This window comes from Myxococcus sp. CA051A (assembly GCF_013336705.1).
GTDB classification, from domain to species: domain Bacteria; phylum Myxococcota; class Myxococcia; order Myxococcales; family Myxococcaceae; genus Myxococcus; species Myxococcus llanfairpwllgwyngyllgogerychwyrndrobwllllantysiliogogogochensis.
Genome location: NZ_JABUMS010000020.1, coordinates 14688 through 34364 on the forward strand (window position 1 = coordinate 14688; position 19677 = coordinate 34364).

Here is a 19677-nt window from a genome sequence, read left to right on the forward strand (position 1 = left end):
ATGCGCCTCCCGCTCACCGTCCTCCTGGGTGTCCTGTCCGTCACGGGCTGTGCTCGCAGCAGCACGATGCCGCCCCTCACGCCCGCCGTGCCCGGGGGCCCCGAGGAGCAGGGCACGCAGGTCTCCGCCACGCAGCCGCTCGTCTTCCAGGTGAAGCGCTACCCCGGTGGCGAGCTGTATGACCTGGTGAGTGACAGGGGCAGCGTGGTGCTGGTCGACGTGTGGGCCACCTGGTGCGAGCCCTGTCGGGACGCGCTGCCCTTCTACGAGAACCTCGTGCGCGAGTACGGCGCCAAGGGCCTCAAGGTCTACGCGCTCAACGTGGACGAGGACGCGCGCGCGATTGAGCCGTTCCTGAAGGAAGTGAAGGTGGGCCTGCCCGTCCTCGTTGACGAGAACGCCCGCGTGGCCGAGCGCACGCTGAAGGTGCGCGGCATGCCCACGACGTACTTCATCGACAAGCGCGGCGTGGTGCGCCACGTCCATGAGGGCTTCAACGAGGAGTTCCTCACCAAGTACCAGTCTGAAATCGAAGCGCTGCTGGCCGAGCCCGCACCGTAGCCCGCCCAGGAGACGTCATGGCTGACACCGCCCCGGAGACTCCCGCCGAGCTGCGCCGCACCGCGGAGGAGGGGGCTCGGCTCGCGGGCCGCATCCTCGCCGACCGTTTCCCGGGCGAGCGCATCATCGAGCTCAAGGGTGGCATCGACCTGGTGACGGACGCGGACCGCGCGTCGGAGGAGGCGCTGCTCGCCTTCCTGCGTGAGCGCCACCCCACCCACGCCATCCTCGCGGAGGAGAGCGGCGCGACGGCGGGCACGGATGGCCTGCGCTGGCTGGTGGACCCGCTCGATGGCACCACCAACTACGCCCACCGCGTGCCGCACTTCTGCGTCAGCGTCGCCGTGGAGGGCCCTGGCGGCGTGCTGGCCGGCGCCGTGTATGACCCGATGCTGGATGAGCTGTTCTCCGCCGCGCGAGGGGAGGGCGCCACGCTCAATGGCCGCCCGCTGCGCGCCAGCACCGTGGACAGGCTGGACAGGGCGCTGTTGTGCACGGGCTTTCCCTACGACGTCCGCGAGAAGCCGGAGGGGCCGGTGGGCCTCTTCACCCGCTTCGTCCTGCGCGCTCAGGGCATGCGTCGCACGGGCAGCGCGGCCATGGACCTGGCCTATGTGGCCGCGGGCCGCTTCGATGGCTTCTTCGAGTTCGGCCTCAAGCCCTGGGATATCGCCGCGGGCTCGCTGCTCGTGGAGGAGGCCGGAGGCGTCATCCGCCATGTCACGGGCGCACCGTTCAGCGTGATGCGCGGTGACGTCATCGCCTCCGCGCCCGCGCTGGCCCCGGTGCTGCTCGCCGAGGCCAGGCACTTCATCGACGAGCTGGGCTGGACACCGCGCCCCTAGAAGAAGCTCTCCGGCACGAAGACGATGTCGCCGGGCTGAAGCATGAAGTTCTTCTCGCGCCCCACGCCGATGTCCTCGACGGGCACGCGAATCTTGCGCTCCAGGCCGTCCACCACGCGCGTCACCAGCGTGTTGTTCTTCGCCGCCAGCTTGGTGAAGCCGCCCGCGAGCGTAATCGCCTGGACGATGGACATCTCTCCATCCACCGGGAAGGTGCCGGGCTTCTGCACTTCGCCGAAGACGAAGACCTTGTGCGAGTTGTACTCGCGGATCAGCACCGACACCTGCGGCCGGCGCACGTAGCGCGCAAGGCACTCGCGCAGCGTGTCCGCCGCGGTGCTGGGGGTCGTCCCGCGCAGCGGCACCTTGCCGCACAGCGGGTAGTCGATGGTGCCCTCGGGCGACAGGCGCCACGTCCCGGAGTGCTCGGGCTCCTGGAAGACGCGCACCTCCACCACGTCTCCGGGCCCTAGCGTGCCTCCGCCGGAGCGGGCCTCACCCGCCTCGGCCGCTGGCGTGGGCGTGGGGGGCGGAGGACGCTGCGCCGAGCCGAAGCACGCGGACAGCGCTCCCGACAGGAGCAGGGCGAGACAGAGGCGGAGCGTTCTCATCCGGGAGGAGACCTCGTGGGCGGGGAAGCTTCCCCGGCGCTGCGGGGGCTCAGTACGTCACCGAGAGGCGAGCATACCCCTCGTGGCGCGTGTAGTTCAGGCCGCCGCCATCCACGGAGGACGAGCGGTTGCTCAGCATGTAGCCCGCGGCGCCGGTGAGCCACGGACGGAACTGGTACTCGGGCCCCGCGTCCACCGTCACCACCGTGTCGCCACGGTTGCCGGAGAAGCTCAGGAAGTCGACCATGCCCATCGCGCGCAAGGTCAGCTTGCCGCCCAGCAACGCGCGCGCCTCGGCGGAGACCCGGTCGTCCCGGAACATGCCGTAGGCAGCCACCGGCTCCAGCATTCGCAGGTAGCCGCCCTTGAACGTCAGCGTGGGGCTGAACAGGTACGTGCCGTCCAACTGGCCGAGCACCGTCCCGCCGCCCGCCTCGCCGAAGTTCTGCCCCCAGCCCACCTTCGCTGTCACCGCGACCTTGGGCGACACGAGGCCCGCCACGCCGATCAACGCGCGCAGCAGCGTGGCGTTGGGGCCCCCGTCGTTGAAGTAGCGGCGCACGTCCACGCCGGTGTCGAGCACCAGCGCCGTCTTCGGCAGGAAGCGCCAGCGGCTCTCCAGGCCCAGGTGCAGGTTGCCGTAGTTGAAGCGGTCCGCGCCGACGGGGTCGCACACGCCTTCGCCGCAGTCCGCCGGCGCCGAAGCGCCCAGCGGCTCGAAGAACTCCACCGCGTAGGCCACGCCCGGAGTCACCTCCACCGCGCCACCACCCGGCCGCCACGGAGCCTTCACCTTGGCCTCGTTGTAGAGGCTGAGGATGCCCGCGCCGATGGCCGCCGTGCGCGTCCGGTCCGAGCGCGTGAACTGGTCCGACAGCTCCAGCGACAGCGGCGCCTCCGGGTTGATGCGCGCCAGCAGGTCCGCGGCGCCCTCCATGTGCGAGGCCGCGTTCGAGCCCTGCGTCATCAGGCCCGTGAAGAGCACGTAGTCCAGGTTGGCGTTGAGGTTGAACGCCAGCCGGGGAGAGGGGATGTCCAGCCGGAAGCCCGGCCGGAAGTGCATCGCCAGCTCACCCGACAGGTCCGGCGACACGCCACCGGGGAACTCCTGGCCCTCGCGGCCGAAGTAGCCCACGCCGCTGTCCAGGCGCGTCTCCAACTCGAAGTACGGATGCAGCCGGCCGTTGCCGACCTTGAAGCCGTTGCCACCCGTGGGCGGCGCGGAGATGCCGTCCTGAGCCATGGCCACGGTGACAGGCGCCATCAGCGCCAGCCCGCAGACCGTGCCCCAGAATGTCCCTCTCAGCGTCATGGCTCGCAGTGGCTTCCCAGGGAGAGGGCGTACTCACTCCCACCTTTCATGCGGACGGCCTGGGGCGTCATAGCACGCGCGATTTCAGGGGCCGAAGAATTGTTCGACACGGGACTTGGACTCGCCCGGAGGGCCGGAGGGCGCACGGGACTAGTTGATGGGGCTCGCGGGAGGCGGGCGCACGAGGATGTCGTCGGGAGGAGGCGGGCGCGTGGGGTCACCGCCAGGCAGGTTCTCCGGCTCCTCCACCTCGATGAAGAGGTTCTCGTCGGTGCGGAAGGCGAGCTGACCGATGCACTCCTCGGCCTCCGAGCGCAGCTGGCCGACCTTCTGCCGGGCGATCATCACCTTGGTGTATTCGTGCTCGCTGGTGGAGACCTCGCGCCGGGTGAGGGACTCCTGGAGCGACACGTCCGCCTGCTCGGAGATGCGCAACAGGCCCTTGATTTGCGTGAGCTTCTCGTTGGCGCAGTTGAGCTTCACCACGTCCTTGGTGCGGCGCGCTTCTTCCACCTTGCCGAGCACCTGGCGAAGCACGTCTCGCATGACACTCAAGGCCTGGGTGCTGCGCTCCAGCTTCTGCGAGTCAGGCACTTCACTCGCCTTCTCCAGCGTGGTGGTGGCGGCGGGTGACCGGGGCGAGGGCACCGGTCCCTGCGCGACGGCCACGCCCGTGGCGACGATCACAGCGACCATTCCGACAGTGCGCATACGCCTCTCGGCTCTCCCGGCCCTTCCCATTGCAACAAAGCGTAGAAGGCGGGGGGTGGGGTGTCAACGCGACGAACCCCCAGTTATTCAGTGGTTACTGGAGAGGCGGGCATTGGCCTCACGCAGTCGAGCAGCCAGGCTTCGGGCGATATTGACGACGACGAAGGTGAAGCCGTCGGCGTACTCGTTGCGGAAGGCGCGCAGGTCCCCTGCGGTGAGCTGGAGCAGGTGGGCCTGCGTTCGCGCGCGCACGGTGGCGGAGCGGTAGTCCTTGTCGATGAGGCCCATCTCCCCGAAGAACTCGGGAGGTGACAGCACGGCCAGGGTGCGCGGCAACCCATCCGTGCCGTTCCGGGCCACTTCCACCTGGCCTTCGACGACGAGGAAGAGGCTGTCGCCCAAATCCCCTTCATGGAAGATGACCTCGCCGGGGACGCAGTGGCGCGTCCGGGCCAGCTCCGCCAGACGGTCCAGCTCCACGGGAGAGAGCATCTCGAACAGCGGTGAGGCGGCGATGACGGCCAGCTTCTCCATGGTCCCCTCGGAGCCCGCGCTGGGTACACCGGCGCCGGAGCCTACCCCGTCGGCGAGAAGACGAAGGGGTAGGAAACGGTGGCGGCGGACTCGGGTTTGAACGGGAACACCCAGCCGCGGATGGCGGCGCGGATGCAACTGGCCACCGCCTCGCTGCCGAGGGTGTTCTCGTCGATTTCGAAGTCCCCCACTCGGCCGGACGGGGTGATGGAGAAGCGCACCACCACCTTGCCCTTGAGGTTGGGGTTTCGCTTGAGCTCCTTCTCGTAGCAGCTCTGGATGGCGCCCTTGCGCGCGCGGACGTAGCGGGCGAGCGCGTCGCGGTCCACGTCGGAGCTGTCGACGTCCGGCGTCGCGTCCTGCACGCGGCCCTTCACTTCGACTTCCTTCTTCGTGCCCAGGTCCACCTTGCCGCCGCCCTGGGTGCCCAGCTCGCCGATGCCCGTCACGGTGCCGGTGCCACCGCCGCGCGGGCCGTTGCCCTTGCCGACGGAGGCCTCGTTGGCCACGCCCACGCCGCCAGCGCCCTGGAGCGCGGCGACGATGTCGCTGCCACCGCTGGCGCTGCCCAGCACGTCCTGGAACGCGCCGGTGCCGGAGCCCTTGGAGCCGAGCATCTTCAACAGGCCCTTGTCGGAGACCTTCTTCACCATCTCCGCGTGGCGCTCGGCGGCGGCGGCCGCGGGCTTCTCCGACGCGGGCTTGTCCGCGCCGTCCTTCGGCTCGGGGGGCTTGACGTCTTCCTTCGGCGTCTCTGCGGGGCCCGGCGTGGCGGGCTTCGCGGTCTCGATGGGGCGCTGGGGGATGATGGCGCGCACGAAGCGGTCATCGAGCTGATCCAACGCCAGCTCCTGCTCCTTGGGTGCCTCCGCGGAGAGGATGATGGCGGCGCCGGAGAAGTGGACGAGCAGCGAGGCGGCGAGGATGCCGAAGAAGACGCGGTCCATCGTCTTCCAGCGGCTGACGCGGATGTCCGAGGGCATCAGCGGACGTGCTTCCTCGGCCTTGGGCGCGACGAACTGGAAGAAGAGGGTGGCGTCGCCCAGCTCCACCTTGCCGCGAGCGGTCTCCTGGAGGGGGAGGACGTAGAGGTCGCCCCGGCGCGAGGCGAGCCCCTGGGAGCGCAGGGCGTCGAAGTCCACGTCGGAGGAGCCGAGGTTGACGCGACCCTTCATGAACTCGTTGATGACGAGCAGGAACTGGTGGCCCTGGTTCTCGAACACGCTGAAGCGCGCGGGCCTGTCGTCCGAGGCGGGCAGGACGATGGTGTTGCGCGCGTCATGGCCGATGGTGACGCTCTCGCGCCGGACGTGGTGCTCTTCGACAATCTGGCCGTTCTGGATGAGGCCGACGCGGAGCAGCTTGGAAGATGACGGGGCGGCCATGGCCTAGAAGGGCTCCTGCTCGACGCTCTTCTCGACCTTGGGCACGAAGCTCTCCGTGCGGTTGAGGTCGTCGAAGCTCAGGTTGGAGCGGGGGAGGATGTAGAAAGCCTGGGGCTTCTGGATGCGGCCCTCGACGGTGAGCGCGTCCAGGCGGATGACCTTGCGAGGCGCCTTCTTCGCGGGCGCCGCTTCGCTGCTCGACGTGGCTCCGCCAGTGCCGGGCGCGGCGGACTTGCCAGCGTCCTGCGCGAGCACGGGCGCGGCGGTGAGGAGCACGAAGAGGGCGAAGGTGGCGCGCATGGCGGTCCTAGTTCTTGTCGGTGGCCAGCTTACCCGAGCCGCTCTTCGAGGGCGCGGTGCCGGAAGCGGGCTTGGGCTGGGACACCGGCGCGGGGGGGCGAGTTCCCTCCGAGGGTGCTCCGACGTGCGCGGAAGGTGCTGGGGTGGGGGCCGGCGGAGTGGGCACCGCGCCGGGGTTCTCGGAGCCTGATGGAGCGGTCTGCTCGGGTGGGCTGGCCGGAGCGGATGCGCCCTGCACGGGCGGCGTCGAAGTGGAGGCCGTTCCCTTGTCCGCGGGGGCGGCCTGCGCGGGTGGGGCGGTGGTCGGCGCGTTGTTCTCGGTGGCCTGTTTCGCCTGCTCGCGCTGGGCCTTCTCCTGCTCGGCGGCCTTGCGGAGCTGGTCCTTGCGTTCGCGCTCCAGGCGGCGCTCCTCGCGCTCGATGCTCTTGCGCGCGTCCTTCGTGTACTGAGGGATGCGGTTGTCGCGACCACCCTGGGCTTCGTAGCGCTCGAAGTAGGTGAGGGCCGTCTTGTACCGCTGGATGGGGTCCACCCCCGGGGGCTCCACGTCGAGGAACAGGATGGCGAGGTTGAAGAACGGGTCGGGCTGACCGGGGAGCAGCACGAGCACCTGCTCGTACTCGGCCTTGGCGCGCTCGAACTCCCCCTGTCCCCGGTAGGCATTGCCCAGGTTGAGGCGCGCGGCGGCGAAGTCGGGAGCGGCTCGCACCGCTGCTTCGAACTCGGTGACGGCGGCCGGGTAGTCCTGGGCCTCGTTGAGCAGCGCGCCGAAGTTGTTGCGTGCCTCGGCGAAGTCGGGCCGGAGCTTCGCGGCCTCCTTGAACTCCTCCAGGGCCTGCGGGCCCACCTTCAGCGCCAGGTACACCAGCCCCAGCGCATTGCGAGTGGCCGCGTCGCCGGGCGCGATGTCCCGCGCGTTCTCCAGCACCATGCGCGCCAGCTCGTGTTTGCCCTCGCGGTAGTACACCTGCGCGAGCACCTGCATGGCGCGAGTGTGGCGCTCATCGAACTTGAGGGCCTGCTTCGCCTCGGTGGCCGCGGGCCCCAGCTTCTTCTGCTGAAGCAGGGTGATGGCCAGCGCCGTGTGCAGTGGCGGCGAGTCCTGCTTCGTCTCCACCAACCCGCGCAGCTCCGTCTCCAGCGCCGCGGAGCGGCCCGTGCGTCCGTACAGGCGCGCCAGGCAGTCCCACGCGGACTCCTGCTCGGGAGCCACCGCGAGCGCCTGACGATACGAGCGCTCCGCGTCCTCGTGCCGCCCCAGCCGCTCCTGGACGATGCCGAGGTTCGTCCACGCGTAGTCGAGCTGCGGGTTCTGCGTCACCAGCGCGCGCAGCGCCGTCTCCGCCGCCGTCAGCTCTCCGGCCCGCGCAATCGCCACGGCCTGCTCGAAGTCCTGCGCCGCGCTGCGGGGCGGAGGCGCGACGACGGTGGGGACGGGCGCGGCCTTGGAGTCCGCATCGGCCGTTGCCTCGACGGGCGCCTCGGCCGTGGGGCGCGTCTCCGGGCTGGAGGCACACGCGGACAGCCACAGGCCCGAGGACAGGAACAGCGCGGTGAGGGCCGAGGCCCCCGGCATGCGTGGCGAGAAGCTCACGGCTTGGCTCCCCCGGTGATGCGGCTCTCGTCCGCCGACGCGGGGCGGGCGGGCCCGCTCACGCTGCCGATGAGCCCATCCGGATAGGCGGCGTCGGACGCGAGCGCCTGCTTGGGCTCCTTGAGCACCGGGTACTCCTTGGGCCGGAAGCGGTTGAGGGACTCCAGCGTGCGCCGCGTCCACTCGTTGGAGACGCGATTCTTGCGAGCCTCCGCCAGGGCGACGGCGTAGCTCTCCACCGCCGCGTCCTCCAGCTCCGCCGTGTTCTGCGCGAGCAGGTCCTGGTACGTCACCACCGCGTCCTCGCCCAGCCGCTTCACGTCGGGCGGCACGGGCGTTTCGATGATGGTGTTGGCGAAGCGCTCCAGCGCGTAGCCGGAGCGGTAGGCCGCCGCGAGGGACCACTCGAGCTGCTTGTACGGATAGACGCGCGAGTACGCGTCCTTCACCGTCTTCACCGCCGCGCGCTTCACCGCGAAGCTGCGCACCAGGGCCTTGCCCCAGCCTCCAATCTTCAGCTTGTCGAACCTCTGCAGCTCCGCCTCCGCCAACTGGAAGCGTCCATACGCCGCCGCGTTCGCCGCGAGGGGATGGGTGTCCGGCTTGAGCTTGCGTCGGTCGAACTCGCTCGCCGCCTGGGTGTACGCGCGCTGGGCTTCCTTCTCGTCGCCGAGCTTCTGGTGCGCGTCACCCATGCGTCGGTGCGCGTCCACCACGAGCTCCACCTGGCCGGGCTTGTTGGCGAACTTGCGCACGAACTCCTGGAGCGCGCGGACCTCTCCGCGAGGGTCGCCCTGCTTCTCCAACAGGATGGCCGCGCGGTACTGGTTCTTCGGCGCGTCCTCGGCGGCGGGGAACAGCTCCGCGTAGCGCAGGAACGTGGCCGCGGACTCCGCGTAGCGCTGCTGGCCTTCGAGCAGTCGAGCGGTGTTGAAGAGCGCCGCCTCCCGGTCCTTCGATGCGGGGTAGTCCTTCACCAGCTTCTGGTAGCTGACGACGGCCTTGTCGAAGTCGTAGGACTTCTCCGCGTTCACCGCCACGCGGAACAGCGCCGCGTCCGCGAGGGGGGAGGACGGGTACTCGCGATAGATGCGCTCGTAGAGCTTCATCGCGGAGTCGAAGCGCCGGGTGTTCTCGTGCGCGACGGCGGCGTTGTTGAGGGCCTTGTCCGCGAACTCGTGCCGGGGCTCCTCGTCGACGAGCTGGATGTACTTGCGCGCGGCCTCCTCGTGATTGCCCTCGGCCAGGAGCTGGTCCGCGAGCTTGAAGCGGCCCGCGAGCTTGAACTTCACCAGTTGCTTGTGGAGGTCGCTGGTCGGGTCGATGACCTGCGTGTTGCTGGCCAGCCTCGCGCTGACCTCCTCCACGCTGCGCCAGTCCTTGTCGATGAGGAACGTCTCGACGGTGAGGTTGGTGGCGTAGCGGGCCACCTCGCTCTTGGGCCACGTCTGGATGATGCGCTCGAAGCGCTTGCGGGCCTCGGGGAAGTCGTCGTGCGCGTAGTACAGCTCCGCGGCCTTGTAGGCGATGCCCGCGGCCTTCGCGTCGCGCGGCAGGAGCGCCACGTACTTGTCGGAGGCCGACACCAGCTTCTGCTCGGTGGGCGTCAGCGGCACGGGCTTCACCGCCGAGCCCTCGGGCCGCTCGGTGGAGCGCAGCGGCTTGAGTTCCGGCGTCTTGCCGGACTGGATGTCCTTCGCGAGCAGCTGCTGCCACGCGAGCACCGCGCTGTGCGCCGCCTCGTCGCGGTGCTTCTCGCTCACGCCGGTGTCGCGCACCAACTCGTAGCTCTTCGCGGCCTCGGCGAACTGGAAGGAGAAGTAGAGGCACTCCGCGTAATAGAAGCGCATCTCGCCCGCGCTCTTGCTGCGCGGGAAGCGCTCCAGGTACGTGCCGTAGGCGCGCGCGGCGGTGGCGAAGCCCGTGCTGGCCTGCTCGAACTTGCCCTCCTTCTTGAACACCAGCGCCTGCTGGTGGTGGAAGGTGGCGCTCGTATAGAGGCTCTTCTCGACGAGCGTGTTGGCTCGCGAGAGCGCGTCGGGGTCTCCCTGGTTCTTCGCGTACCAGGCCGTGCCGGGTTGATAGAGGCTGGCGAGCCGCTCCGACTCCGTGAAGGACTCCGCGAGCAGCCGGTCCCGCTCGTAGGCCAGGACGATGCGCTGCTGGAGTTCCGGCGCGTCCGGCGCCATGGGTTCCTGCTGGAGCACGCGCTGATACGCCGCGATGGCGGCGGGGTGGTTCGTCTGGTCGAAGTAGACGTTGCCCAGCCGGCGGTAGACGTCCGCCTCGTAGGGCTTGGGGCCGCGCTTCGCGAAGAGGGCCTGGGCGCGAGGCAGTCCGCCCCACGTCTCGTCCGCCAGCGAGATGGCCACGTACTGGAGGGCCTCGTCGCGCAGGTCTCCGCCAGCCTCGGCCTCGCCCTTCGCGACGCGCTGGGCTTCGTAGAAGTCCACCAGCGTGAGGAAGGACTCCACCGCTTCGTCGAAGCGGTCCATCCGGTAGTACGTCCAGCCCAGCTTGTAGAGGGCCTTGTCGTAGAGCGGATGCAGCGTGTCGCGGGCGGCGGCCTCGAAGGCCTGCGCGGAGCGGGGCAGGGCCTGCGGGTCCTTGTAGTTGTCGAACCAGTACTCGCCGATGCGGACCCACGCCTCGGTGGCGAAGCGGCTTCGCGGATAGCGGGCGATGAGCTGCTGGTAGGTGCGGAAGCTCTCGTCGACCTGTTCCTGCTCTTCCAGGCAGTAGCCCAACAGGTACCAGGCGCCGTCGTTGAGGCGGTAGGTGGGGTAGTCCTTCAAGAGCCGGCGGTACAGCGCGATGGAGTCCCCGTAGTCCTTCTTCGGCTCCACGGGGAAGGCCGAGTCGGGGTTCTTGTCGTGGGCCTCCAGCCGGTCTCGGTACTCCTTCATCGCCAGCTGATGCTCGTCCTGCGAGCGCTCGTAATAGAGCTCCGCCAGCCGGAACATCACGTCCGGCGTGTAGCGCGGCTCCTGCGGGTAGCGGCGGAGGAACTCCTCGAAGCGGACGATGGCCTCCATCCGCTCCTTGCGCTCCTGGGCCTCGAAGTCCCGGATGACCTTCTCGTACGAGGACGCGAGCGAGTCGCGCTTCTGCTCGTACTTGCGCTCCATCAGGAGCTGCACCTCGCGGCTGAACTCGCGAGACTCCTCGTCATACGTGCGCAGGGCGCGGCTGACGTCCTGGAGCAGCGCCTCTTCCTCGGGCGTGCGGCCCAGGCCCGTCAGGTAGCCCGCGGCCGGTGTCCCGGAGGGACTCTCCGCCTGGGCGGGGGAGGGGGCTTGCGCGGCGGTGTCCGGCGCCTGGGCGGCGGCGGGCAGCGAGGCCACGGAGAGCAGCACCGCGAGCACGCGCCGCATCACCGTCCCTCCTCCGACAGCACGTCACGGAAGTCGGCGTCCAGCGCGCGCAGCGCCTCGGCCTTCTGCGCGGACACCTTCTGGATGTTCGTCGTCTTGTCCTGCTTCTCGGTGAAGGCCACGTCCACCACGCCCACGTCCGCCTTGAGCACCAGGTCGTAGAACTGCCGACGCACGCGCCGGATGCTGTCGTAGGCGATGCGGCCCACCAACTGCTTCGCGTTGCCGGACACCGCGGCGACCTCGGCCTCGTAGCGCTCCAGCAAGTGCTGCTCGGCCAGCACCTTCGCGCGGATGCGCTGTCCTCGCTGGTCCACCTGGGTCCGCAGCGCGGCCTGGGCCTCCGCCACGCGCTTGCGCAGCGCCTCGCCTCGCTCCCGCACCTGATGCGAGTGCGTCAGCACCGCAGTGGGAGACTGTCGACGCTCCGCTTCACTGAGCACCTCGTGCTCGGAGCGCAGCGCCGCCGCGTAGCGGCCACGAATGGCCTGTTCCCCGGAGAGGGACGCCGCCGCGCTGTTGCGCTCATCCGCGAGCCGACCGCGCGTCCGGTCCAGCTCCAGTTGGAGATCATTCAGCGTCTGGACCTCGGCCTGGAGCTGCACCAGGAACTCTTGTTCCTCGTCGGGTGGCGTCTGGCGAAGCAGCCGCGTGTCATCCACCCACTTGCGCACCGCCGAGGCGATGGCATGCAGTCCCTGAATCTCCGTGCCCAGCCGGAAGGCCTCGCGGTCCACCGCGTCCACCCGGGTCTGCATGCGGCGCAGCCGCTCCTCCAGCCCCTTCTGCGTGGTGGGAAGCGTGGCGAAGCGGGCGGCCAGCGCATCGCGCTCGCGGCGCAGGGGCGCGAGTCGGTCCCGCTCCTGCGAGGTGAGCGACGGCTCCAGCGCGAGTCCCTCCACTTCCACCAGCGTCGACTCGGCGTGCGTAATGGCCGTCTCCACCGCGTCCGCGCGCGTGAAGCCCTCTTGCAGCTCCGGGAAGGTCTCAAGCTTCCGCGAGTCCAGCGCGCGAAGGATGCGGGCCGCCAGCTCGCGTGCGTCGACGGCGCCCTTCTTCCCGGTGTCGATGTCGCCCACCATCTTCACCGCGCGGCTCACCTCGCGCTCGGTGGAGGCGTACTTCAGGGCCAGGGGCGGCAACAGCGTGCGCACGTCCGGGACGGTGTCCGTGCGCGCCAGGAGCCGCTCGAAGTACGCGACGGGGTCCCGGTTGGCGTTCAAGAGGGCGTCCACCTTCTCGCGCACGGGGCGGAAGGTTCCGATGAGTTCGTCGTAGGACGCGATGGCCTCGTCGTACCGCTTGAGCTTCTGGAGCAGGTGTCCCTGGAGGAGCTTCGCGTCGGGCGCGAGCCGCGAGTCGGGGGCGACGAGCAACAGGATGTCGACGGCGTTCTTCGCCTCCTGGTGGTTGCCCTTGCGCACCTGCGTCCACGCGATTTCGTAGAGCGACTCCGGAAAGGACTCGCTGTCCTGCGACACCTGGCCGTAGCGGTCCAACGCCTCGTCGAAGCGGCCTGCTTCGTACAGGAGCCGTCCCAACGACATCAGCGACAGCTCGCGGATGCGCCGCGTGTCCGTGTCCGCCGTCGAGCGGGTGACGGGCTTGCCCGGCGTCGCGGTGGGCGCGGAGCCTCCCTCGTTCGACAGGGGCGTGAGGAGCTGCTGGAACTGTAGGATGGCCAGGGGCAGCTCGCCGGCCTGCATCGACAGCACCGCCATGTGGTAGCCGGCCTGGAGCTGATACGGGCCGCCATGGGCCTGGGCCAGCGGCGAGAAGGCCGAGCGTGCGCGGGCGATTCTCTCGGAGGCAGGCAGGTCGCTGCGGCGGAAGAGCCACTTCGCCTGGACGTACTGCACGTCGGGAGGAAGCTGGCCGCCGAACAACGTGCGCGCCTGCTCGACGTAGGTCTCGACGTCGTCGAACAGGTTCAACCGTCCGGAGATGGCCAGGTAGCGCGTGAGCGCGTCACGGTGGCGCGCGGTAGGCGTGGGCTGCGACAACAGCTCGCGCAGGTAGAGCCGCGCGCCGATGTCGTTCTTCTGCTGGTAAAGCGCATCCGCGAGGAAGAAGAGCGCGTCCGCGTAGCGCGGGTGGCTGCGGAACGCCGGGTCGCTCACCAGGTCGTAGAAGTGGACGGAGGCCGCGCTCCAGTCGCCGAGCAGGTACTGGATTTCCGCGTCGGAGTAGCGCCGCGAGCGGGCCTGCTCTTCATCGGGCTCCGGGCGCTGGCTGTACTGTGTCTCGACGAAGCGCAGGCTCTCCTCGGCGACCTGGAGCTGCTGCTCCACGGAGGACAGGCGCTGCTCCAGCTCCTGGGGAGTCGGAGGTGGCGGGGGAGGCTCGGCGGCAAAGGCGGAGGCGCCCCCCACGAGGCTGAGCGCGAGGGCGAGAGCGCGAAGCGACACGTTCACCGGCGGACCCCTACCGCGCTTCAGTGGAGGTGGCGGCGGGAGGGCTTCCGCCCGCTTCGCCGTCGATGCGGGGCGCCGTGTCGCGCGACAGCTCGATGTCGTAGCGCACCGCGGGCCGGTCCTTCATGTCCAGCGTGAGGCCGCCCTGCTCGTAGCCCACCACGCGCACCGTGGACACCTTTCCTGGCTCCGCGTTGAAGGTGTAGCTGGATTGCACCTTGAACTTGTAGCCCTCCAGATAGCTGAACACGCCGAAGCCGCCGCCCCGATAGACGAGCCGCACCGCGAGCTGGTGCTGCCCCGGGACGATGCGCCCGTTGAAGACCTCGAACTGCTCGCGCTTGCTCAGCTCTTCGCCCTGGATGTCGACCTGCGTGAAGATGGGCGCGCCATCCAGCGCGTACGTCACCGACTCCAGGATGAAGGAGCTGCCCATCTCGTTCTTGTGGACGATGAGCGCGCGAGCACCGGTGGTGACGTCTCCGCCCAGCACCGTCTCCTGGAGCAACAGGAGTCGGGCCTTGGAGCGGTAGATCTTCTCCTTCAGGTCGACGACCTGCTCCTCCAGCGTCTTCACCCGCGTGTTGAAGGCTTCATCCGCGGTGCTGTCGCCTTCGGAAGGGGCCACGGGAGGCGCCTCGGTGCTCGAGGCGGCGGCGGGCGCCGTGGGGCGCGGCTCCTGCGCGAGCGCCGCCCCACAGAGGGTGGCGCTCACGAGCGCGAGGAGGCGGAGGGTGGCGGCTGCGACACGCACTGTGCGACCTCAGGAGGCGGACGGCCCGGCCCGTCGGCAGCAGGTTGTAACACCCTTGGCCGCGAGGCGTCTTCTCACCCGCGGTACGGGAGTTGACTGCCCGGCTGCTCCCGGCTCAGCCGCCTTTCTTCAGCTCCGTGAGCACCAGCTTCGCCACGGCCTTGAGCGTGTCGAACACACCCACGCCCGTGGGCGCCACGGCCTGATACTCGGGGATGTTGCGCGGGTTGATGGCCTTGCGCATCTCCTCCGGCGTCACCGCGTTGGGCAGGTCGCGCTTGTTGTACTGGAGGACGTACGGAATCTTGTTCAGGTCGTAGCCCTGCTCGGCCAGGTTCACACGGAGGTTTTCAATCGACTCCATGTTCGCCTCCATGCGCTCGATCTGACTGTCGGCCACGAACACGACGCCGTCCACGCCCTTGAGGATGAGCTTGCGGCTGGCGTCGTAGAACACCTGGCCGGGCACCGTGTAGAGGTGGAAGCGCGTCTTGAAGCCGCGGATCTCACCGAGCGACAGCGGCAGGAAGTCGAAGAAGAGCGTGCGGTCCGTCTCGGTGGAGAGGGAGATGAGCTTGCCCTTCGTCTCGGCCGCCGTCTTGTTGTAGATGTACTGGAGGTTGGTCGTCTTCCCGCAGAGACCCGGCCCGTAATAGACAATCTTGCAGTTGATTTCGCGGGATGAGTAGTTGATGAAGGACATGGCTTCCCGGGTTACTCGCTGAAGAGGTTGTCGATATCGTCGTCGGAGATCTCGGCGAACGGCGACCCGGCACCCGGGCTGTCCGTCTTCTTCACCAGACTCTCGAAGATCTTCGTCAGCTCGTCGCTGGCCTTCTTGATGCGCAGGCGGACGAGGCCGAGGCTGGTGCGGTTGTCGAAGATGACGACCAGCACGACCCGGCTGCCGACGATGGTCATGTAGAGCGAGTCCTTCGCCCCCTCATGGAACTGGTTGGGGAACTCGTTCTCACCGATCAGCTTGGCGAGTCCGCCCATCGCCGCCACGTTGCCGGCCGTCAGCGAGGCCAGGGACGTGGTGTCGATGTTCTGCGTCTGCCCGGCCGAGGAGATGAGTTGCCCGTTCTTGTCGACGAGGAACACCACCTTCGCGTTCGCGTCCTTGGTGAGCCGGTCGCAAACGGCGTTGATCTTGGTGAACTCCTCTTCGTACATCACCAGTTGCGTGCCCATGGGCGTATGCGCTCCTCAGCGTTCGCTCGCCCGTCTCACGGCAACACCCCGATTGTTTCTGGAGTGAATCCCGGAGGTTAGACGAGGCGCTACCGACCGTGAGGATGCTTAGCAAAGCCCCTCCACTCCAGCAAGAAGCCATCCGTTCCTCCCGGTGAGAACGCGGCTCGTCCGCTGCCCCCGCCACCCAGGGGGTCCTCGTCAAGCGTCTTTCTGGGTCCCCGGATGACGCCGGTTTGGGAGTGTTCGCGGCTTTCTCTATACTCCGCCGGGCTTTGACGCCCCCACGCCCCCTTGCCCCCATCCTGGCGCGTCTGGCGCCCTTGCTGTTGGTGCTGGTCAGCTCCCCGTCCGTCCGGGCGGAGGAGGTGCGCGAGCGAGCCTCGCTGCGCCTGCGCTACGGCGTGGCCCTCCGCAATGGTGCCCAGGCGGATGTAGGGCCTGGGCTCACCTACGACGGCTTCACCCCGAATGATCTGGCGGCGGTGGGCTCGGTCTGGGCGGGTTCCTGGCTGGGTGGGTGGGCAGCGGTGCAGCGCGAGGGCTTCGACTTGAAGGAGGGCTCCTTGCGGATCACCGGGGGCAGCCTTTTGCGGGCGTCGGTGGGTCCCAAGGTGCGCACCTGGTTGGGGCCGGTGCGGGCGGAGGTGGGCGCGGGCTATGGATATGCGCAGTTGCCGCACTTCGGTGCGTCCTCGGAGCCGGTGCTGTCGCGAGGGGTGCGGCACGCGGCGCTGGTGAGCGGGAGCCTGCGGCTGCCGCTGTTCACCCGGTTGGAGGTGGAGGCGCGGGGCGAGGTGCCGGTGTCGTTGGCGGTTCGTGACTCGGCTGGGGCGAAGGCGGAGGCGAAGGGTTTTGCCGCGGGTGGCGCGCTCCTGTTCCCGCTGACGGGCACGCAGCGCTGGTCCGGCACGCTGCTCGTGGACTTCCAGCACGTGCAGGACACGGTGACGCTCGCGGATGGGACTCGGTCCGAGCAGCGCATGCGTCGGGTGGGCGCGGCGCTGGAGCTGACCTGGAATGATGCGCCCGAGTTCCGGGCATCGGAGCCGCTGCCTCCTGAGCGGGTGCCGGCGGGAGGCCTGTCGCTCCAGGTGCTGGACGCGGAGTCGGGCGCGCCGCTGGCGGGAGCGCGGGTGGTGCTGGTGTCGGCAGGCGTGGAGAGCGCGCCGCGCGAGGCGGATGCGCAGGGCTCGCTGGAGAACGTGGAGCTGCCGCCAGGTGACGTCGTGGCTCGGGTGAGCGTGGATGGCTACGAGCCCGCGGAGGGTCGAGTCACCGTGGAGGACGGTGGGCGGGTGGCGCTGTCGGTGCGCGCGCGCAAGCTGCCGCCTCCCACGGGGGGCCTGAAGGTGACGGTGGTGAGCGCGGGCAACGGGGTACCGTTGCCGGGGGTGCGGCTGACGGTGGGGGCCGTGGAGGTGCGCACGGACATGAGGGGCGAGGCGTGGGTGAAGTCGCTGCCGCCAGGGCCCGTGGCCGTGGTGGCGAAGTCGCCGGGCTATCGGGTGGCGGAAGAGGCGGCCATCATCATCGCGGGGCAGGAGACGGCGCTGTCCGTGCCGCTCGCCTCGGAGCGCAAGGGCGAGCCCGCGACGCTCACGGGCCAGGTGCGCAGTGCTCGGGGCGGAAAGCCCATCGCGGCCACGCTGCTCATCCCGCAGGCGAAGGTGAAGGCGCGCACGGATGCGAAGGGTGCGTTCACCTTCAAGGTGCGCGGTGGCACCTACCGCATCACCATTTCCGCGCGCGGCTACCTGTCGCAATCCAAGCTCGTCACCTTGAAGGATGGAGAGCAGGCCATCTTCAACGTCGACCTCTTCCCGAGGCAGCGGCGGTGAGTGACACGCTTCCCAGGCTCGCTGTCCTCGCGGAGGGAGGGCGGGCAGGTCCTCTGCGATATCGGTCTCCCGCGGAGGCCGAAATTGTGCGCCGCACGCGGTCCTCGCTCGGTCGTCTCGCTGAAGGAAGTCGCGCAGGCCCGCCTCAACGTCGACCTCTTCCCGAGGCAGCGGCGGCGGTGAATGACCCGCCTCCCTGGCTCGTTGCCTCGCTGAGGGAAGGCGAGCAGCCCTCTTCCATGTCGATTTCATCCCGAGGCCTCAACGGTGAGTAACGCGCGTCCCTGGCTCCTGGTCCTCCTGCTCGTCGCGACGGCCTGCGACGAAGAGGCGACCACTCCGTCCAGCCCCGTCGCTGAGGCTCCTGCCTCGCCCGACGCGGGACCCTCCGTGGAGCTGGCTCGCCTGGAGGGCCTGTCCGGCGAGGTGCTGGTGGAGCGCGGTGGCAAGAAGGTCCCCGCGCGGGAAGGCCCGCTGTACTCGGGTGACGCGCTGGAGACGGGCGCGACGGGCGCGGCGACGATGCGCTTCGCGGACGGGCGCTCGGTGGAGGTGGGCTCCGACGCACGCGTCGGCGTGGGCGAAGAGGCCGGGAGCGTGGTGCTGACCGTGGAGCGCGGCATCGTGCTGTCGCGAGTCCCCGCGCGCCCGGCCGGCGCTCCCTCGAGTGGCAAGAAGGTGTCGCTGACACTGCTGACGCCCTTCGGCCTCACGCGCGTGGGCTCCGAGCCCAGCGAGGTGAGCGTGCAGGTGACGAAGGACTCCGGCCGCGTGGAAGTGAAGCTGGGCGCCATCGAGTTCGTGTCCAAGGATGGCCAGCAGCTGCGCGCGTCGGAGGGTGACTCGGTGGAGGTGTCGGCGGGTCGAGCGGAACTGCTGCTGCGCGGCTCGCGGCTCGTGGAACTCTCACCCATTCCGGTGACGGTGCGGCTGGGCTCGGGGCGCGCGGAGATGCGCGGCAAGGGCGCGAAGCGTTGGCGTCCGGTGCGCACGGATGGCGACGTGCTGGCGCCGGGAGATGGCGTGCGCACGCGCGGCAGTGGCACGGCGGAGTTGATGCTGCAGGGCTCGTCCTCGCAGCTCTCGCTGGGGCCCTCGGCGGAGATGGTGCTGGAGGGCGCGGGGCAGGGGGGCACGCGGGACGAGGCCCGGATGGACCTGCGCCAGGGTGGGCTCGGTGTCCAGCTCGCGCAGGGACGCGAGAGTCGTGTGGTGCTGCCCGGGCTCACGCTGGAGGGTGACGGCGCGTCGCGACTGGCGGTGCGGCGCACCTCGACGGGCTATCTGGTCGATGCGCACACGGGGCGGGTGACGCTGGTGCGCGGGGACGTGCGCCAGCCGCTGCGTGCCGGAGAGCGAGCGACGGTGACAGGCGAGACGGGCGAGGCGCGCATCGAGGCGCTCGGACCGGCGCCCCTGCTGCTCGGCGAGGGAGACGGCACGGAGGTCTACCACCAGGGGATGCCCGAGGTGGCCATTGGCTGGGAGAAGGAGGGGGAGGTGACGGTGGAGGTGGCCTCGGACGAGGCCTTCACGCGGCCCCTGCTGTCCGGCACGGTGTACCAGTCCTTCGTCAACGTCCCGGCTCCCGCGCGCGGCCTGCTGTACTGGCGGGTGCGTGGCAAGGACGGCAAGGAGCTCGTGAAGGGCAGCGCGACGTTCGCCCCGGAGCGGCTCGGCGGAGACCTGGACCGCGTGCGCAACGTGGTGCCGGAGGGGCTGGAGAAAACGACCATCTTCTATCAAGACAAGCCGCCGTCGGTGACGTTCACCTATGCGGAGGAGGCGTCGGCGGCGCGGTACAAGGTGGCGGTGTATCGGGTGGGCGCGCTGGAGAAGCCAGTGGCCGAGCGCACGGTGACGGAGGCTCGCGCGGCGCTGGACGCGGGCGCGCTGGGAGAGGGCAGCTACCTCTGGTCCGTCACGCCGCTGTCCGCGACGGGCGAGCAACTGAAGGGGGGACGGATGAACAAGCTCGAGCTGGTGTACGACAACTCAGTACCGATGCTCCTGGTGTCGCAGCCGCGCAACGGCCAGCGGGCCGCGTCGAAGGTGAGGACCACGGGCGTGGCGCCCGTGAATGCGCGCCTGTCCATCAATGGACGTCCCGTCTCCCTGGATGGCAAGCACCGCTTCGATACCTGGGTGGAGCCAGTGGGCGCGCCCCCGTTGCTGGTGTTTAAGATGACCCGTCCCGGTGCTCCGGATGTTCATACGGTCCGCACCCTGAGACAGCGAGGGCCTTGA

At 69.5% G+C, this 19677-nt stretch carries 16 protein-coding genes; 4 read left to right on the plus strand and 12 right to left on the minus strand.

The window, feature by feature from the left end; all coding sequences use genetic code 11:
- Positions 1-561, plus strand: a complete 561-nt coding sequence (locus HUA74_RS37955) for a TlpA disulfide reductase family protein (protein WP_174458511.1) — start codon at positions 1-3, stop codon at positions 559-561.
- A gap of 17 nt (positions 562-578) precedes the next feature.
- Entirely contained in the window at positions 579-1406 is an 828-nt protein-coding gene (locus HUA74_RS37960; RefSeq protein ID WP_174458512.1) for an inositol monophosphatase family protein, read from the plus strand.
- Here the strand turns inward: HUA74_RS37960 and HUA74_RS37965 are convergent.
- The 12 genes from HUA74_RS37965 to mglB all read right to left on the minus strand — a co-directional run bounded on the left by HUA74_RS37965 (position 1403) and on the right by mglB (position 15589).
- On the minus strand, positions 1403-2017 hold the full coding sequence (locus HUA74_RS37965) for a polysaccharide biosynthesis/export family protein (RefSeq protein WP_174458513.1): 615 nt from the start codon (positions 2015-2017) through the stop codon (positions 1403-1405). The genes HUA74_RS37960 and HUA74_RS37965 overlap by 4 nt on opposite strands.
- Positions 2018-2066: 49 nt before the next feature.
- Positions 2067-3329, minus strand: a complete 1263-nt coding sequence (locus HUA74_RS37970; RefSeq protein WP_174458514.1) for a hypothetical protein — start codon at positions 3327-3329, stop codon at positions 2067-2069.
- Positions 3330-3479: 150 nt separating this feature from the next.
- Positions 3480-4040, minus strand: coding sequence for a hypothetical protein (locus HUA74_RS37975; RefSeq protein ID WP_174458515.1), 561 nt, complete (start codon positions 4038-4040; stop codon positions 3480-3482).
- A gap of 87 nt (positions 4041-4127) precedes the next feature.
- Positions 4128-4574: a cyclic nucleotide-binding domain-containing protein gene (locus HUA74_RS37980; RefSeq protein ID WP_174458516.1), complete on the minus strand. Its 447-nt coding sequence runs from the start codon at positions 4572-4574 to the stop codon at positions 4128-4130.
- 41 nt (positions 4575-4615) lie between these two features.
- Entirely contained in the window at positions 4616-5959 is a 1344-nt protein-coding gene (locus HUA74_RS37985) for an AgmX/PglI C-terminal domain-containing protein (protein WP_174458517.1), read from the minus strand.
- 3 nt (positions 5960-5962) lie between these two features.
- Positions 5963-6259 carry a hypothetical protein gene (locus HUA74_RS37990; RefSeq protein WP_174458518.1) on the minus strand — a complete coding sequence of 99 codons (297 nt, stop codon included), beginning with the start codon at positions 6257-6259 and terminating at the stop codon, positions 5963-5965.
- Between the two features lie 7 nt (positions 6260-6266).
- A complete protein-coding gene (locus tag HUA74_RS37995) occupies positions 6267-7853 on the minus strand; it encodes a tetratricopeptide repeat protein (RefSeq protein WP_371817374.1) in 1587 nt (528 codons plus the stop codon).
- The gene (locus tag HUA74_RS38000) at positions 7850-11227 is read right to left on the minus strand and encodes a tetratricopeptide repeat protein (protein WP_174458519.1); all 3378 of its coding nucleotides are present in this window, start codon (positions 11225-11227) and stop codon (positions 7850-7852) included. Before HUA74_RS38000 ends, HUA74_RS37995 begins: the two co-directional genes overlap by 4 nt.
- Positions 11227-13635, minus strand: coding sequence for a tetratricopeptide repeat protein (locus HUA74_RS38005; RefSeq protein ID WP_371817375.1), 2409 nt, complete (start codon positions 13633-13635; stop codon positions 11227-11229). Before HUA74_RS38005 ends, HUA74_RS38000 begins: the two co-directional genes overlap by 1 nt.
- Before the next feature lie 16 nt (positions 13636-13651).
- Complete coding sequence (locus HUA74_RS38010; RefSeq protein ID WP_174458521.1) at positions 13652-14395, minus strand: dihydrolipoamide acetyltransferase; 744 nt, start codon at positions 14393-14395, stop codon at positions 13652-13654.
- A 115-nt stretch (positions 14396-14510) separates the two neighbouring features.
- Positions 14511-15098, minus strand: coding sequence for a gliding-motility regulator Ras-like GTPase MglA (mglA, locus tag HUA74_RS38015; RefSeq protein ID WP_141648177.1), 588 nt, complete (start codon positions 15096-15098; stop codon positions 14511-14513).
- A gap of 11 nt (positions 15099-15109) precedes the next feature.
- Positions 15110-15589, minus strand: a complete 480-nt coding sequence (gene mglB, locus HUA74_RS38020; RefSeq protein ID WP_002637270.1) for a gliding-motility regulator GTPase-activating protein MglB — start codon at positions 15587-15589, stop codon at positions 15110-15112.
- 332 nt (positions 15590-15921) lie between these two features.
- Between mglB and HUA74_RS38025 the strand changes: the two genes are divergently transcribed.
- Together HUA74_RS38025 and HUA74_RS38030 are read left to right on the plus strand one after the other, a co-directional pair.
- A complete protein-coding gene (locus HUA74_RS38025) occupies positions 15922-17430 on the plus strand; it encodes a collagen binding domain-containing protein (protein WP_371817377.1) in 1509 nt (502 codons plus the stop codon).
- 267 nt (positions 17431-17697) lie between these two features.
- The gene (locus HUA74_RS38030) at positions 17698-19677 is read left to right on the plus strand and encodes a FecR domain-containing protein (protein WP_174458523.1); all 1980 of its coding nucleotides are present in this window, start codon (positions 17698-17700) and stop codon (positions 19675-19677) included.